This is a genomic window from Cellulophaga sp. RHA19, assembly GCF_002813425.1.
In the GTDB taxonomy this organism is placed as follows: Bacteria; Bacteroidota; Bacteroidia; order Flavobacteriales; family Flavobacteriaceae; genus Cellulophaga.
In genome coordinates, this window is record NZ_PHUL01000001.1 from 30,015 (window position 1) to 47,534 (window position 17,520).

Sequence of the window (17,520 nt, forward strand, 5' to 3'; positions counted from 1 at the left end):
AGTTACATATTTAGCAAGTAAGCAAAAATTAATGGCGCAACAATGGTAGCATCACTCTCTATTATAAATTTAGGAGTATCTATATCTAATTTACCCCAAGTAATTTTTTCGTTTGGTACAGCACCAGAGTACGATCCGTAACTTGTTGTAGAATCGCTAATTTGACAAAAATAACTCCAGAATGGTGTATCTGTACGCTCCATATCTTGGTACAACATTGGCACTACACAAATAGGAAAATCACCTGCAATACCACCTCCTATTTGAAAAAACCCTATTCCGTTTTCAGAATTCTCTGTATACCAATCTGCCAAGAATGTCATATATTCTATACCAGATTTCATAGCACTAGCTTTAAGCTCACCTTTTAACACATATGAAGCAAAAATGTTACCCATTGTACTGTCTTCCCAACCAGGACAAACTATTGGCAAGTTTTTTTCTGCTGCTGCATACATCCAAGAATCTTTTAAATCTATCTCATAATACTCTTCTAAAACACCAGAAAGTAGCATTTTGTACATATATTCATGAGGCAAATAACGCTCACCAGCAGCTTCTGCATCTTTCCAGGTTTTTACAATATGCTCTTGTAAACGTCTAAAAGCTTCTTCTTCTGGTATACACGTATCAGTTACACGGTTTAAGCCTTTTTCTAGTAAACTCCACTCTTGTTGCGGAGTTAAATCTCTATAGTTAGGCACACGTTTGTAATGTGAGTGCGCTACCAAGTTCATAATATCTTCCTCTAGGTTTGCACCAGTACAGGATATAATTTGCACTTTGTCTTGACGAATCATTTCTGCAAATATTTTTCCTAACTCTGCAGTACTCATTGCACCAGCCAAAGAAATTAACATTTTAGATCCTTTGTTTAATTGATCTTCATACCCTTTTGCTGCATCTACCAAAGCTGCAGAATTAAAGTGTAAGTAGTATTTTTCTATAAAATTAGAGATAGCTCCTTTAGTTTTCATCTTCTTCAAATTTTGAAATAGTAGAGTTACCAGCTTTTAGATCTATAGCATATGCATTGTCATAAGCATCATCTACAGCTTCACCCATAAATTTATAACTCAACATTTTGTAGTATAATTTTGCTGCCAAAAAATCTGACGATTTATCTGCCTTGTTAGGACAAAGTTCTACAATATCAAACCCTACAACATTTTTTTCTGTAAACACTTGTTTTAAAAACTCTAGTGTTTCATACCAAAACAGACCTCCTGGCTCTGGCGTTCCTGTAGATGGTAATATAGATGGGTCTAATGCATCTAAATCTAAAGTAATAAAAACGTTTTCTGTCATTTGGTCTACAACCTTATCCATCCAATACTCATCATTAACCATATCATGGGCAAAAAATGTTTTTTCTTCATCCATATATGTTTTTTCAATAGCATCCATACTACGTATACCAACTTGCAATAAATTAGTTTGTTGGCTTGCCTCATGCACTGCACAAGCGTGATTGCAAGTTGTGCCCTCATAAGACTGTCTTAAATCTGCATGCGCATCAATATGTAAAACAGTTAGGTTATTAAAACACTCATTAAAAGCCCTAATAGTACCTATAGAAATAGAATGCTCACCACCAAATAACGTTACAAATTTGTTACGCTTAATGTACTTTTTAGTGATTTTATGCACCTCATCTACCATAGCTTCTGGCGAGCTATTTTCTGTAATGGCATCAGCAAGGTATATTCCTTGTTGGTATGGTTCTGTATCGGTTTCAATATCGTACAATTCCATATTTTCTGATGCAGCTAAAAAAGCTTCTGGGCCTTTATCTGCTCCTTTTCCCCAAGTACTAGTTCCGTCATAAGGAACTGGGATTAAAACTACTTTTGCGGTTTCCAATTGCGCAAACTCATCTGGAATGCCTGCGTAATTATTTGTTGTGCTCATATCCTAAAATTTTAAGCAGATCTTCTGCCTTTTGTTGTTCATTAAATAATTTGGTTGTTATTTTTCCTTCTGCATCTTTGTTTATTAATATGTGCTTTGGCTGTGGTATTAAGCAATGTTGTAATCCGCCATAGCCACCAATACTTTCTTGGTAAGCGCCTGTATTAAAAAAACCAATGTATAAAGGCTTATTTTTTTTATATTTTGGTAAATAAATAGCATTTGTGTGTTGCTCACTGTTGTAATAATCATCACTATCACAAGTTAAGCCACCAAGCAATACACGCTCATACTCATCATTCCACCTGTTAATTGGCAGCATAATAAACCTTTTATTAATTGCCCAAGTATCTGGCAATGTTGTAATAAAAGAAGAATCTATCATGTTCCACTTTTCTCTATCGTTTTGTTGTTTCTGATATAAAATTTCATAAATAGCCCCACCTGCTTCACCTACAGTAAAACTGCCAAACTCAGTAAAAATATTTGGCACATCTACATTTGCTTCATCACATGTTAATTTAATCTGATTAATTATTTCATCAATCATATATTGGTAATCATAATCAAAAACTAAAGAGTTTTTGATAGGAAAACCACCACCAATATTTAAACTATCTAGAGACGGACAAATCTTTTTTAATTTTACATAAACCTTTAAACATTTTAAAAGCTCGTTCCAATAATATGCATTGTCTTTTATACCTGTATTTATAAAAAAGTGCAACATTTTTAACTGCACCTTATCATTATCTCTAATTTGATTTTCATAAAAAGGAACAATGTTTTTGTAGCCAATTCCTAAGCGAGAAGTATAAAACTCAAATTTTGGTTCTTCTTCAGACGCTATACGAATACCAACTTTAAAGTCATCCTTAATTTCATTAGACAACAAGTCTATTTCCTCATAATTATCTATAATTGGTATACAATTATGGTGTCCTTCATTAATTAACCTTGCTATGTTTGTTATGTACTTGTCTCTTTTAAAACCGTTGCATATTACATAAGTATCATCTTTAATTTTACCTTCTTGTTTTAAGTGTTCAACAATATTAATGTCAAACGCAGAAGACGTTTCTATATGTATATTGTTATTTAAAGCCTCATGTAATACTGGTTTAAAATGAGAACTTTTTGTACAGTAGCAGTAGTGGTATTTACCTTTATATTGGTATTTTTCCATTGCAATAGCAAACCAATTTTTAGCTCTAGAAATATTATCAGAGATTTTTGGCAAGTATGTAAACTTTAACGGACTACCGTATTGTTTTACCAGCTGTTTTAATGGTATGTTATGAAACATTAAACTTTCACCATCTAACTTAAATTCTTCTTGTGGAAAATGATAAGTTTGGTCTATTAAATCAATATATTTAGTATTCATTAAATTATTATTTGATAAATTAAAATTTTAAAACACAGAAAAACTTGTGCTTTTGGGCGTTTTTGCGACTAAAATTTTAAAAAACTAAACAATGATTTGACGTTTCGTGGTTGGCACGAAAAAGTAGTCATGCTGACTGCTGACTATAGAAGTGTTACCGGAAGTTAGCTTTAAAATTCGGTTACCTATCTTATAGGTTGTTTTTGGGTATGACTTCCTAATTCCCAAAAACCCGAACATAGAAACATTATACATTTATGCTCAGCTATATGCTAAATTGCCAAAATCTAATATCTTATTTTGACGGGGCAAATGAAAACAAAAAAAATAATATTCCATCAAAAAAAATAAAAAAAATAATTTTCTGATAACATAAAGCTAACAGAACATTAAAAAAACCCTTTAAAACAAGTGATACAAGAGTTATAATCAATTTAAAAAACAAGTCTTAAAAATCTTATATTTTTGAAAAAAAGCTCTTTTTTAAGCTAAAAACACTTGTTACTTTAAGCTATTTTAATTCCGTTTTTAACTTATTCTCTCTTAAATTTACAAAACAGTAGCAACAAAACGTATGAAAAATACCATATCACATAGAGTAGCAGATTTTTTAAAAAACTACCCACCTTTTAATCAATTATTATTAGAGGAATTACAAGAATTAGCTACACAAATATCTATTATTTACAAAGAAAAAGACGCAATTATATTTAATGAAAATGATACACCACACACTCATTTTTATATTATACATAAAGGTGCCGTATCTTTAAATAAAACAGAAACCAATACTATTGTAGATATTTGTGATGAAGGAGATATTTTTGGTTTACGCCCTTTAATTGCTAATGAAAATTATAAAATGCAAGCAAAGGCACATGAAGAAAGTATATTATATGCCATACCTATTGTTACTTTTAAACCATTTGCTACTAGCAACAGAGATGTAGGTAATTTTTTAATAGACAGTTTTGCATCCAACACTAGAAACCCTTATTCTAAAAGTTACAGAGGCACTTTGTATGGAGAGCCAGAGAGCGGTGAAGTTTACAACCCTAGCGCAGAGTTGTTTGACTTGCAACCTGTAAAATATTCTAAAAAACTAGTAAGCTGTTCTCCTAAAACGCAAGCAAAAGTATTAGCCGCAAAAATGACTAGCAAAAATGTTGGTGCTATTTTGGTTTTAGAAGACAAATTGCCAATTGGTATTATTACAGACAAAGATTTGCGTAACAAAATTGTTACTGGAAAACTACCCATATCTGCTACTGCTAGGGAAATTATGACATCGCCAGTAATTACGTATTCTAAAAAATTAACTATTACACAGGCGCAAATGGCAATGATAAAAAGTAATATTAGCCATTTATGTTTAACAAAAGATGGTACTGTTAACTCTAAAGCTGTTGGCATTTTATCTAAACATGATGTTATGCTAGCGGTTGGTAACAACCCAACAGTACTAATTAAAGCTATAAAAAGAGCTACTAGAACTAAAGAGATTAAGCAGGTAAGAAAAAGTATTATGATGCTGTTAAAGGGATATTTAAATCAGAATATACCAATGACATTAATTTCTAAAATTATTTCTGAACTTAATGATGCCTGTATTAAACAAATTATAAAAAACTCTATTACCAAGTTAGACACTCCGCTACCCGTATCTTTTAGTTGGCTAGCATTAGGTAGCCAAGGCAGAAGCGAGCAATTGCTACACACAGACCAAGACAATGCCCTGGTTTTTGAAGATGTTCCTGCAGAAAAACTAGAAGAAACAAAAGCAATATTTATAAATTTTGCCAAACAAGTAACACAAAGATTAAACGTTATTGGCTACGAGTATTGTCCTGCAGAAATGATGGCATCTAACCCAAAATGGTGCTTAAGCCTTAGTGAATGGAAAACCAATGTTACCTCTTGGATTACAAACCCAGGTAAGGATGAAGTACTACTATCTTCTATATTTTTTGATTATAACAATGTGTATGGCAACCAAGAGTTAGTTACAGAACTATCAAACCATATATTTAAAACAGCAAAAAATTACCCTAATTTCTTTTTACATTTAGCTAGCGGATCTTTACAAAACCCATCTCCTACCGGTTTTTTTAGGCAATTTTTGGTAGAGCAAGATGGTGCAAATAAAGACTTTTTTGATATTAAAAGACGTGCACTTATGCCATTAACAGACGCTGCTAGAGTTTTAATATTATCCCATAATATTAAGTCTATAAATTACACTGCAGAGCGTTTTGAAAAATTAGCAGAGTTAGAACCTAACAATGCAGAGTTGTTTATTGCTGCATCTTATGCAACCAAAGCATTATTAAAATTTAGAACCAAACAAGGTTTATTACATAATGATTCTGGCAGGTATATATCATTAAGTAAACTAACTAAAGCAGAGAAAATAAAGCTTAAACGAACCTTTAGGACTATTAAAGAGATACAGGAATTAGTGTATATTAGATTTAAAGTATCAAACCTATTAAGATGATAAATTTCTTTAAAAAAAGTAAATTAGATTTACCAGAGTATTGGGTTGCCTATGAAAATATTTTCAATACCAAACAGCCAGAAAACATACAAGATATTACGTTTGTTGTTTTAGACACAGAAACCACTGGCTTTAGTTATGAAGAAGACCGTATGCTTTGTATAGGTGCATTAAAATTAATAAATAACGATATTAATGTGGGTGATAGTTTTGAGGTTTTTATACATCAAGATCACTACAACCAAGAGACTGCTGAAATACACGGGATATTAAAAGAAGGAAAAACTACTAGGCTTGAAGAGTTAGAAACTTTAAAACTTTTTTTAGCTTATTTAAAAAATGCAGTTATTGTTGCTCACCACGCAGGTTTTGACGTTACTTTTATTAACTCTGCTCTTGAACGTCACGGTTTACCCAAACTTAAAAATAAAATATTAGATACCTCTACACTCTACAAAAAAACACTTATACGCTCTAATTTATTAGAAAAAAAAGACCATTACTCTTTAGATGAATTAGCCGAGAAATTTAACATCTCTGTTAAAGACAGGCATACAGCCCTAGGTGATGCTTATATTACTGCTATTGCCTTTTTAAAGATTTTGGTAAAATTAAAAGAGAAAAAAATAACAACTTTAAAACAGTTACTCCGTATTTATTAAAAAAGCATAAAAAAAAGCGACAAACTAGGTCTACCAGATTGTCGCTTATTTAAGTTACTTGTATATTATTCTTCTACACTCATTGCCATTTCATGGTCATATTTACAACAGGCAGGTAATTCTTTATAAGCATCTTCACTACCTGTAGATTTTTCTGTATCGTAACCAGATTCTGCTATAGCTTTATGAAATGCTTCTTCATTAGTTTTATCACCATTAAAAGCAATTGTAATTTGTTTCTTTTTAACATCCCAATTGGCACTAGCAACACCCTCTACAGATTTTGCTGCTTTTTCTATAGTACTTTTACACATACCGCAATTACCACGGACACCAAAAGTTGTTTTAGCAGTAGCTACCTCATCGTTTACAGTACTAATTTCTTTAGCCAACTCTGTAGTTTGCTTTTCTTCATTTTTACAACTTGTAAAGGCCAATAAGCCAAATACAGTTGCAGTCAAAATCATCTTTTTCATAGTAGAAATTTATTAATCGTTGTTAATATAATAATTTTTATGCTAGGTATTAAAAGAGCTTTCCTATTATATTTTTATTTTTTTTAATCGTAATGCATTTGCAATTACAGAAACCGAACTAAAACTCATTGCTAAAGCTGCTATCATTGGAGAGAGTAATAACCCAAAAACAGGATACAAAACTCCTGCTGCTATTGGTACACCAATAGTATTATAAATTAAAGCAAAAAATAAATTTTGTTTAATATTTTTAAGCACTGCATTGCTAAGACTATAAGCCTTTACAACGCCTTGTAAATCACCTTTAACAAGCGTAATCATTGCACTTTCTATAGCAACATCTGTACCTGTACCCATTGCAATACCAACATCACTTTTTGCCAATGCAGGAGCATCATTAATGCCATCACCAGCCATAGCTACTACTTTACCTTGTTGTTGTAATTTTTCAACTTCTTTTAACTTATCTTCTGGCAACATACCAGCTTTAAAACTATTTAAATTAAGTGAGTCTGCTACAGATTTAGCTGTATTGTAGTTATCACCAGTAAGCATAATTACAGCTATACCATTTTGTTGTAATTGTTTAATTGCTTGCGCGCTGGTTTTTTTAATTTTATCTGCTATAACAACATATCCTACCACGGTTTTATCTACAGCAACATAAGAAACCGTTTTTCCTTGTTTTTGATATACATCTACTTCTTCTTCCATTGCGGAAGAAATAGTTCCTTTGGCTAACTCCATCATTTTTAAGTTACCCAAACTTATTTTAGTATCAGAAATAACACCTTGTACACCTTTACCTGTAATAGCATTAAAGTCTTCTACTTTCAAAAAATTAGCACCATTTTCGTTAGCATAATTTACAGTAGCCGCTGCTAAAGGGTGTTCACTAGAACTGTTTAAAGAGGCTATATACTGTGTAATTTTATCTGTGGTAAAATCAGCAGAAAAACTACCTACTTTTTCTACCGTAGGTTTTCCTTCTGTAACGGTACCTGTTTTATCTAGAATTAAAACATCTATTTTATTCATTAGTTCTAGAGCGGCCGCATTTTTAATTAAAACACCATTTTGTGCTCCTTTACCAACACCAACCATAACAGACATAGGAGTTGCTAAACCTAAAGCACAAGGGCACGCAATAATTAAAACAGCAATGGCATTTACTAGGGCAAAAACATAAGCAGGCTCTGGTCCCCAAATTACCCAAGCAACAAACGTAAGTATAGATATAACAACTACTGTTGGCACAAAATAACCAGATACTTTATCTGCTAATTTTTGTATTGGTGCTCTACTACGACTAGCATCATTCACCATTTTCACTATCTGAGAAAGTAGTGTATCTGCACCAACTTTTTCTGCTTGCATTAAAAAAGATTGATTGCCATTAATAGTACCACTACTAACCTCATCTTTTACAGTTTTACTCACCGCAATGGGCTCTCCAGAAATCATAGACTCATCTACCGTTGTTTTTCCTTCAGTAATAAAGCCATCTACCGGTATTTTTTCTCCTGGTTTAACCTTTAAAACATCTCCTTTTACAACCTTGTTTATTGCAACTTCCTCTTCTACCCCGTTTACAACTTTAATAGCTTTATTAGGCGCAAGTTTAAGTAACTCTTTAACAGCTGCATTTGTTTTACTATGTGCACGGGCCTCTAATACCTGCCCCATTAATACTAGCGTAAGTATTACTGTAGCAGCTTCAAAATAAACGTGTACTGCTCCACTTTCTGTTTTAAACTCAATTGGAAAAAAATCTGGAATTAGCAAACCAAAAACACTAAATAACCAAGCTACACCTGCACCAATACCAATTAAGGTAAACATATTTAAATTCCATGTTTGTATACTTTTATAAGCACGCTCAAAAAATAGCCAAGTGGCATAAAAAACAACAGGAATAGAAAGCGCAAATTGTACCCAATTCCAATATTTTTGATCTAGAATAGTGTACAGTGGATTATTAGGTAGCATATCACCCATTGCTATTAAAAAAATAGGTAATGTAAACCCTAACGCTACCCAAAATTTACCAATAAGCTTGTTGTATGTTTTTTCTTCTGATGAAAGACTAGGTGCCATTGGTACTAAGTCCATACCACAAATAGGACAATCCCCAGGCTCACCTTTTACAACCTCTGGATGCATAGGACAGGTGTATTGCTGTTCTGTAATAGCAGTTAAATTCTGTTCCTCTACCAAGTCCATTCCACAAACCGGACAGTCACCAGGCTTGTTATAAGTCTTATCCTCTTCACAATGCATTGGACAATAAAAAATACCTGTTCCCTGCCCTTTTGGCTTTTCTTCCTTTTTAGGTATAATCACGTGCTCACCAGCATTGTGTATACTATATCTATCTCCCTCCTTTTTTAAAACTTCTTTTAAAGTATCTATAGAAATATGAGATTCAGACTCTATTATGGCTTCTGCTTTTTCTAAATTAACACTAGCATTGGTAACATCTTTTACATTAGAAAGTATTTTTTCTACGTGACCACGACAACCATTACAAGTCATTCCGTGTATGTGATAAGTATGTTTCATTTTGTCTCTATTTACACTACAAAACTAAGCAGACATTATTTGTAGTGTTTTCACAATTCCGATTCTTATTTATACAATTTGGTCTAGTGTTTTTCTGTCCCAATTACCTAATCTTTTATAAGTACTCATAGACATTCCTGTAACTGTTTTAAACTGGCGTGCCAAATGGCTACTTGTTTTATAATTTAAGCTATAGGCTATTTCAGAAAAATTTAGTTCTCCTAACTGTATGTATTCTTTTACTTTTTCAATTTTTAGGTTGATGGTATATTTCTCTAACGTTATACCTTCAGACTTACTAAAAAGCTTACTTAATGCAGTTTCTGTTTTACCAAATTCTTTTGCTAATGTTTTAAAAATATGTGCTGTTTCGCCACTTTCAATCTTATTAATTATAGCAACTTTAAGTTGTTCTATTAAAGTATCTGTCTCACTTTCTATTACTTCAAAACCTGTTTTAGCAAGCACTTTACTTAGGTTTTTAAAACTACTTTCTAATCCTTTTATTGCTGTTACTTTACCTAGCTCAACAGACTCTACCACAAAACCTTCGGCATTAAAAATATCTAAAACCGAAGCTATACAGCGGTTACAAACCATATTTTTTATATAAAAAGTATCTTGCATAAGTAAAGCTTTGTGTAATTAAATTAATGTAGCTTTTATTTAAAAAAACAACATAAAAAAAATACACAAATGAGCAATTTACAGCTGCTACAATGGTGTATTTTTTTGTAATGAAATCATTGTAAACAATGTGTCAAAATTACTTAAAAAAAAGAATTACTAGTGTTACAACACTCTTAAAACAATACTTTTTAAGTTTTACATTTAGCTTTTAAAACGATTGTGGGCTTCTTTCTCTAACTCCTCTCTAAAATTAGGATGCGCAATAGAAATTAATGCCTTTGCTCTTTCTTGTAAATTTTTACCGTATAAATTAACTACACCGTATTCTGTGGCTACATAATGTACGTGAGCACGTGTTGTAGTAACGCCCGCTCCTTGTTTTAAAAACGGTGTTATTTTAGAAATACCTTTAGCTGTAATAGATGGCATTGCAAAAATAGGTTTACCACCTTTAGACAAAGATGCACCACGTATAAAATCCATTTGTCCGCCTACACCTGAATATTGCCTGCTACCAATTGTATCTGCACAAATTTGACCCGTAAGATCTATTTCTATAGCACTATTAATTGCTGTAACCTTAGGATTTCTGCGTATGATAGAAGTATCATTAGTATAAGCAGCTTCTTTAAAATGCACCAATGGGTTATCATCTACAAAGTCGTATAATTTTTGAGATCCTACAGCAAAACAAGTTACAATTTTCCCATGTTTTACAGCTTTGTCCTCACCTGTAACTACTCCGCTTTCTATTAAAGGTAACACACCATCAGAAAACATTTCTGTATGTATACCCAAACGTTTGTGATTACCTAAATTACTTAATACAGCATTTGGTATATTACCTATGCCCATTTGCAAGGTTGCCCCATCTTCTATTAAACCTGCAACGTGTTTTCCTATCTCTTGTTCTATGTTAGATATTGGTGTAATACCGTGTGTATGTATTGGCGTATTAACCTCAACAGCACAGTCTATATCTCTTATATGAATAATACCATCGCCGTGAGTTCTGGGCACGCAAGGGTTTATTTGTGCTATCACTTTTTTAGCCGTTTGTATAGCTGGCAATGTAATATCTACCGACACACCCAAAGAGCAATAGCCGTGTTTATCTGGTGGAGATACTTGCACAACAGCAACATCTAACGGAAGAATTCCGTTTCTAAACAATAGGTTTATTTCGCTTAAAAAAATTGGAATATAATCTCCCTGTGTAGTATTTATTAATTGCCTAACATTGCTACCAACAAAGCAACTATTCATTTTAAAACTATTGCTATATGGCTCTTGTGCATACTTTGCCTCACCTTCTGTGTGTATAGATACAATTTCTACATTTTCTAATTCTTCATACCTATTACACAAAGCATCTATTAATACATTAGGAGTCATTGCAGCCCCTTGTAAAAATACTCTATTACCAGATTGTATAGATTTTGCGGCTTGCGCTGCAGAAACAATATTCATAAAATTAAATTTTAATAATTAGTGACATTCCATAGTTGTAGAAACCATTTCTACAACTGGTTTAGGAGATATGTAAGGAATACCAAGACCTAGACCTCTAAGTATAAAAAGCACACCTATTACAACCACAAAAACAGGAATTAATTGCTGTACTTTTTTACGTGCCACACCTTTTAGCATTCCGCCAAAATAAACGGCAATTGTCATAAGTGGTATGGTGCCAGCTCCAAAAATAACCATATATAAAGAGCCTTGCGCTGCGTTACCCATTGCAATAGCACCAAACAATGCCATATATACTAAGCCGCAAGGTAAAAATCCGTTTAAAAAACCAATGGTTAAAAACGTGTCTGGAGTTCTTTTTTTTAGCTCTTTTCCTAATCTAGATTTTACTTTAGATATAAGTTTATAAATAGGTTTAGACACATTGTATTTTTGCAATTTTTTAGATGGAATTAAGACGATAACAATCATTAAAACTCCAATAGCTATTGACAATTTTTGTTGTAAACCAAAAACATATAAGCCTTTACCCAACAAACCAAAAACTAGCCCTATTAATCCGTAAGCAAGCAACCTACCAAAATGATAAATAAATATCTGAATTGTTTTTTTAAACTTACTATGTCTATCTACAGGTAACATAAAAGCTATGGGGCCGCACATACCAACACAGTGCAAACTTCCCATTAACCCTAATATAAAAGCAGATAGTAACATACTTAATACGTTATACTTTGTTTATGTAAATATTCTTCTTTGTTATATTGCCAAGCAATTTTAATGTCCCATCGACCATCTAACAAACGTTTGTCAGGTATGAGCAAATGTGTTTTGGATAAACTTATGGGTAAGCTAAAATCCAATTGTTTATTAGATGGTCTGTATAGGGACACTTTGCCTGTTATTTTTTGAGACTCTTGGTCTTTAGGAAAATTAATTAGTAGTCCGTCTTCCGTTTGCTCTATAGTTAGTTTATGAGTTAGTTTATATGCATTAGTAACATCATTAATTTCTTTTTGATAACCTAGCTCTGCCTTATAATACTCCTCTGTAACCAAATCATGTTTAGCTCTGTTTTCAGAATTCATTCTAACAACAAAATATAATATAAAGCTAATGAAGCCTATAAATGCTAGTACAACTCCTGTTCCCCAATTTATTTTCATAACTTATTTTTTTATTTGTAGCTTCTTGGTGCTAAAAAGCGAGCTGTAGTAGTTTCTACTAGTTCTCCTTTACTGTACACTCCAATTTTTAGCTTGTCTTTATCGCCATTTAAAGCCCCATTATTTATCTCTATAAACAATGTACCTTCTGCTAGTTCTTGCGCTGGCACTTTAAAGTTTTTATTTGTAACCAGCTTTATAGTTCCTTTGTGAGAAAGCAACTTAAAGCTAACATCATCTACATCTTCTGTAGTTTTGTTTACTAATTTAAAAGTATATACATTACTAATTATATTCCCTTCTTTATGCTCGTATAACTGACCTGGAAGTCTTAAAATATTTGCTTCTAAATCGTTTCTTAAAAACAACATTCCTACGAGCAACCCTATTAAAATAACCAATACAGCGGTGTAACCTTTAAGTCTAGGTGTAAACTTAAACTTAGCCTTTTTCTCTATATTATCTTCACTTGCATACCTAATTAGACCTTTTGGCAAGTTTACTTTTTCCATAATAGTATCGCACTCATCTATACAAGCAGTACAATTAACACACTCTAGTTGTGTACCATTTCTAATATCTATACCAGTTGGGCAAACATTTACACATTGTGCACAGTCTATACAATCTCCATGACCAAGTGCAGAACGGTCTTCGTTTTTTCTAAACTTTTTTCTGCCTTTTTCTCCTTCTCCTCTTTTATGATCATAGGCAACTACAATAGATTTATTATCTAAAAGTACACCTTGCATACGCCCATAAGGACAAGCTATAATACAAACTTGCTCTCTAAACCAAGCAAAAACAAAATAAAAAACAGCTGTAAAAATCAACAATGAAATCATTGTGCTGGTATGCAAAAATGGTCCGTCTGTAATATATTTTATTAAAGTATCACTACTAATTAAATATGCTAAAAACACATTAGCTATAATAAATGAAATGATAAAAAAGATAACCCATTTGGTTACTCTTTTTCTAATTTTAACAGCATCCCACTTTTGCTTATCTAAGCGCATTTGTGCACCACGGTCACCCTCTATCCAATATTCTATTCTACGGAAAACCATTTCTAAGAATATGGTTTGTGGACACATCCAACCACAAAAAACACGCCCAAAAGCAACTGTAAATAAGGCTATAAAAACAACGCCAATAATCATTGATATTACTACCAAATGAAAATCTTGCGGCCAAAAAGGAAAACCAAATATATTAAAACGACGATCTACAACATTAAATAATATAAACTGGTTGCCATTTATTTTTATAAAAGGAGATACTAGCAAAAATAACAGTAATGAGTAACTAACTAATTTGCGATAATTGTAAAATTTACCACTAGGTTTTTTAGGAAAAACCCAAGCTCTTTTACCGTCAGTATCTATTGTACCAATAGAATCCCTAAACTTTTCATCTGCAGCCATTTTTGTTATTTTTACTAGTAATAATACTCCTTTATTTACTCTCTTCTGTTGGTTCTGGTTTCCAGATATCTCCTTGCGGTTCTTTAGGACTAGCTGGTGTTGTACCTTGTAATGTTAAAACATAACTTGCTACTTGTGCACGCTCTAAAGGTTTTAATATTTGTTTCCAAGCAACCATACCTTTACCGTCTCTACCACCTTCTGATATAGTGTTAAAAACGTTTTTTATACCACCGCCTAAAAGCCAATATTCATCTGTAAGGTTAGGCCCTATACCACCACCTCCATCTATAATATGACAAGCAACACAACTGGTTTCGTATATTTTTTTACCTGCCTTAATATCTGCAGCATCTGTTAGCACCTCTACAGTATTAACATCCACTAAGCCTTTAGCTGTTTTTTTGTATTCTTCTATTTCTATTTTGGCAGCAGCAACATCTTGCTCATATTCTAAAGCTTGGTCATAATCATTAAACACATGAAACCTTGCTAAATACACCACACCAAATATGATACCTGCATAAAAAAGGTACACCCACCAAGGCGGTAAATTATTATCTAACTCTTGTATACCATCATAATTATGATCTAAAATTATTTCATGCTCTTCTTCCATAGGTTTAGAACCTAATAGTTTAGCATATACTCTTTTACCCCATTTCCACTCAAACTTTTTAGTATCATCTTCTAAATACTTCTGTTTTGCTTCTTCTGGTAAGGTCTGAAACATTACATTCTCTATAGACCTAACTATTACTTCTGATGCTATTAAGATTAATAATACTAGTACTAAAAAACCTAAAACAATTGGGTAAGCAATAAACGCTGGTTGGTCACCAGAGTCTATAAAGTATTCCATCAATCCAAAAACGATAAAGAAAACTAGAGGTATCCTTATCCACCAAGGTGTCATATTTTTCATAGTATTATTCTTTTGTTAGGTTGGTTTTATCATCATCTTCTAGAGGTATATTACTTACCTCTTTAATATGCTCTTTTGTTGCTGTAAACACCCACCAGAAAAGTATGGTGAAAAACACAAAAAATATAAGTAGCGATATCATAGGATAGGTTGCTATACCTTCCATACTCTCCATATGACCTTTTATAAACTTTAGCATAATTTTATTTTTTAGCGGTTGTTTCTTCTGAGTTTTTTATTTTAATATCTGTACCTAAACGCTGTAAGTAAGCTATTAGAGATACTATTTCTCTGTCTCTCATTTCTACAAAAGGTTCGCCGTTATTTTTAGCATATTTTTTATCTGCTTCATAACTTTTTGCAAAATCCGGATCTGAATACAAGTTTTTCTCAATTTTAGTAGCCTGTACATCCATAGATTTTTCTGCGTTAGCAATATCTTCTTCTGTATATGGTACACCTAGGGTTACCATTGCTTCCATTTTAGCTTTAATATTACTTCTATCGTGCTCATTACGAACAAGCCATTGGTAAGCTGGCATTATAGAACCAGATGAGGTACTTTGCGGATCATACATATGGTTTAAGTGCCAATTGTCTGAGTATTTACCACCTACTCTTAACAAATCTGGACCAGTACGCTTACTACCCCATAAAAATGGATGATCATATACAAATTCTCCTGCTTTAGCATACTCGCCATAACGCTCTACCTCTCCTCTAAACGGACGTACCATTTGTGAGTGACAACCCACACAACCTTCTCTTATATATAAATCTCTACCCTCTAACTCTAAAGGTGTATATGGTTTTACACTAGTTATGGTTGGTATATTAGATTTTACCAAAATAGTTGGTATAATTTGTACTATACCACCAATTAAAATAGCTACAGTTGCCAATATTGTTAACTGTACTGGTTTGCGCTCTAACCAAGAGTGGTATGTTTCTCCTTTTGTTCTTTTTTTAGATACTCTGGTAAGTGGAGCAGCTTCTGCTAACTCATCCTCTACTTTTTGTCCAGAACGCACAGTTTTAAACACGTTAAATAACATAATAAATGCACCTAATATGTACATACTACCACCAATTGCACGCATCCAATACATTGGTATAATTTCTTTTACAGTTTCTAAAAAGTTACCGTAAACCAACGTACCATCTGGGTTAAAATCTTCCCACATTAAAGCTTGTGTAAAACCTGCTACATACATTGGTAATGCATATAAAATAATACCCAAAGTACCAATCCAGAAATGCGCATTAGCTAAACCTGTAGAGTGTAATTTTGTTTTAAACATTTTTGGTACCAACCAGTAGATCATACCAAAAGTTAAAAATCCGTTCCAAGCTAAAGCACCAACGTGTACGTGTGCAATAATCCAGTCACTAAAATGTGCAATTGCATTTACATTTTTCAATGATAACATAGGACCTTCAAAAGTTGCCATACCGTAACCAGTAATAGCTACTACCATAAATTTAAGTGTAGGATCTGTACGTACTTTATCCCAAGCCCCACGCAAGGTCAAAAGTCCGTTTATCATACCTCCCCATGAAGGAGCAAGTAACATAATAGAAAACGCTACACCTAGATTTTGTGCCCAATCTGGTAAAGAAGAGTACAATAAATGGTGTGGTCCTGCCCAGATATATATAAATATTAAAGACCAAAAATGTACTATAGACAACCTGTAAGAATACACAGGCCTGTTTGCTGCTTTAGGAACAAAATAATACATTAAGCCCAAAAATGGTGTTGTTAAGAAAAATGCAACAGCATTATGTCCGTACCACCATTGCACTAAGGCATCTTGCACACCGGCATAAACAGAGTAACTTTTTAATCCGCTTACTGGCAATTCCAAACTGTTAAAAATATGTAATACAGCTACAGTAACAAATGTTGCCAAGTAAAACCAAATTGCAACATATAAATGTCTTTGTCTTCTACGTAGCATAGTACCAATAAGGTTCCAACCAAAAGCTACCCAAACTACTGCAATAGCAATATCTATTGGCCACTCTAGTTCTGCATACTCTTTAGATGTACTATACCCTAATGGTAAAGTTATAGCTGCAGCAACAATTATAGCTTGCCAACCCCAAAAGTTAAAATTACTTAACCCATCACTAAACATACGTGCCTTTAACAAACGCTGCGTAGAGTAATATACTCCCGCAAAAATAGCATTACCTACAAAGGCAAAAATTACTGCATTTGTGTGTAGTGGTCTTAACCTACCAAAACTTAACCATGAAATACCATCGGTTAAATTTGGAAAAAGAAACATAAAAGCCAATAACAGACCCACTGACATACCTACAATACCCCAAAATATTGTAGCGTAGAGAAATTTCTTTACGATTTTGTTATCGTAATAAAACTGTTGTACTTCCATAA

General features: G+C 32.9%; 15 protein-coding genes. 2 read left to right on the forward strand and 13 right to left on the reverse strand.

The genetic code is table 11. The features are described 5' to 3' along the window. Nucleotides 1-2: 2 nt before the first annotated feature. The 3 genes from AX016_RS00160 to AX016_RS00170 are packed head-to-tail and all read right to left on the reverse strand — an operon-like array spanning nucleotide 3 to nucleotide 3,298. Nucleotides 3-977: a deoxyhypusine synthase family protein gene (locus AX016_RS00160; protein ID WP_100893669.1), complete on the reverse strand. Its 975-nt coding sequence runs from the start codon at nucleotides 975-977 to the stop codon at nucleotides 3-5. Next, complete coding sequence (gene speB, locus AX016_RS00165; protein ID WP_100893670.1) at nucleotides 967-1,911, reverse strand: agmatinase; 945 nt, start codon at nucleotides 1,909-1,911, stop codon at nucleotides 967-969. Before speB ends, AX016_RS00160 begins: the two co-directional genes overlap by 11 nt. After that, on the reverse strand, nucleotides 1,895-3,298 hold the full coding sequence (locus AX016_RS00170; protein ID WP_100893671.1) for an arginine decarboxylase: 1,404 nt from the start codon (nucleotides 3,296-3,298) through the stop codon (nucleotides 1,895-1,897). Before AX016_RS00170 ends, speB begins: the two co-directional genes overlap by 17 nt. Before the next feature lie 574 nt (nucleotides 3,299-3,872). On the opposite strand from AX016_RS00170, the gene AX016_RS00175 reads away from it, so the two are divergent. After that, nucleotides 3,873-5,795 carry a DUF294 nucleotidyltransferase-like domain-containing protein gene (locus AX016_RS00175; protein WP_100893672.1) on the forward strand — a complete coding sequence of 641 codons (1,923 nt, stop codon included), beginning with the start codon at nucleotides 3,873-3,875 and terminating at the stop codon, nucleotides 5,793-5,795. Then, a complete protein-coding gene (locus AX016_RS00180; protein ID WP_100893673.1) occupies nucleotides 5,792-6,457 on the forward strand; it encodes a 3'-5' exonuclease in 666 nt (221 codons plus the stop codon). Before AX016_RS00175 ends, AX016_RS00180 begins: the two co-directional genes overlap by 4 nt. A 65-nt stretch (nucleotides 6,458-6,522) precedes the next feature. Here the strand turns inward: AX016_RS00180 and AX016_RS00185 are convergent, their stop codons facing one another. The 10 genes from AX016_RS00185 to ccoN form a co-directional block, all read right to left on the reverse strand. Continuing rightward, the gene (locus AX016_RS00185) at nucleotides 6,523-6,933 is read right to left on the reverse strand and encodes a heavy-metal-associated domain-containing protein (RefSeq protein ID WP_100893674.1); all 411 of its coding nucleotides are present in this window, start codon (nucleotides 6,931-6,933) and stop codon (nucleotides 6,523-6,525) included. Nucleotides 6,934-6,999: 66 nt separating this feature from the next. Beyond that, a complete protein-coding gene (locus AX016_RS00190; protein WP_100893675.1) occupies nucleotides 7,000-9,495 on the reverse strand; it encodes a heavy metal translocating P-type ATPase in 2,496 nt (831 codons plus the stop codon). 69 nt (nucleotides 9,496-9,564) lie between these two features. Beyond that, the gene (locus AX016_RS00195; protein ID WP_100893676.1) at nucleotides 9,565-10,122 is read right to left on the reverse strand and encodes a helix-turn-helix domain-containing protein; all 558 of its coding nucleotides are present in this window, start codon (nucleotides 10,120-10,122) and stop codon (nucleotides 9,565-9,567) included. A gap of 204 nt (nucleotides 10,123-10,326) precedes the next feature. Further along, complete coding sequence (locus AX016_RS00200; protein ID WP_100893677.1) at nucleotides 10,327-11,595, reverse strand: acetyl-CoA hydrolase/transferase family protein; 1,269 nt, start codon at nucleotides 11,593-11,595, stop codon at nucleotides 10,327-10,329. An 18-nt stretch (nucleotides 11,596-11,613) separates the two neighbouring features. Further along, entirely contained in the window at nucleotides 11,614-12,315 is a 702-nt protein-coding gene (locus AX016_RS00205) for a sulfite exporter TauE/SafE family protein (RefSeq protein WP_100893678.1), read from the reverse strand. 2 nt (nucleotides 12,316-12,317) lie between these two features. Then, a complete protein-coding gene (locus AX016_RS00210; protein WP_100893679.1) occupies nucleotides 12,318-12,764 on the reverse strand; it encodes a FixH family protein in 447 nt (148 codons plus the stop codon). 11 nt (nucleotides 12,765-12,775) lie between these two features. Then, the gene (gene ccoG / locus AX016_RS00215; RefSeq protein ID WP_100893680.1) at nucleotides 12,776-14,191 is read right to left on the reverse strand and encodes a cytochrome c oxidase accessory protein CcoG; all 1,416 of its coding nucleotides are present in this window, start codon (nucleotides 14,189-14,191) and stop codon (nucleotides 12,776-12,778) included. Between the two features lie 31 nt (nucleotides 14,192-14,222). Then, nucleotides 14,223-15,116: a cbb3-type cytochrome c oxidase N-terminal domain-containing protein gene (locus AX016_RS00220; RefSeq protein ID WP_100893681.1), complete on the reverse strand. Its 894-nt coding sequence runs from the start codon at nucleotides 15,114-15,116 to the stop codon at nucleotides 14,223-14,225. 4 nt (nucleotides 15,117-15,120) lie between these two features. Continuing rightward, entirely contained in the window at nucleotides 15,121-15,315 is a 195-nt protein-coding gene (locus AX016_RS00225; protein WP_077407023.1) for a CcoQ/FixQ family Cbb3-type cytochrome c oxidase assembly chaperone, read from the reverse strand. A 4-nt stretch (nucleotides 15,316-15,319) separates the two neighbouring features. Then, entirely contained in the window at nucleotides 15,320-17,518 is a 2,199-nt protein-coding gene (gene ccoN / locus AX016_RS00230; RefSeq protein WP_100893682.1) for a cytochrome-c oxidase, cbb3-type subunit I, read from the reverse strand. Between the last annotated feature and the right edge of the window lie 2 nt (nucleotides 17,519-17,520).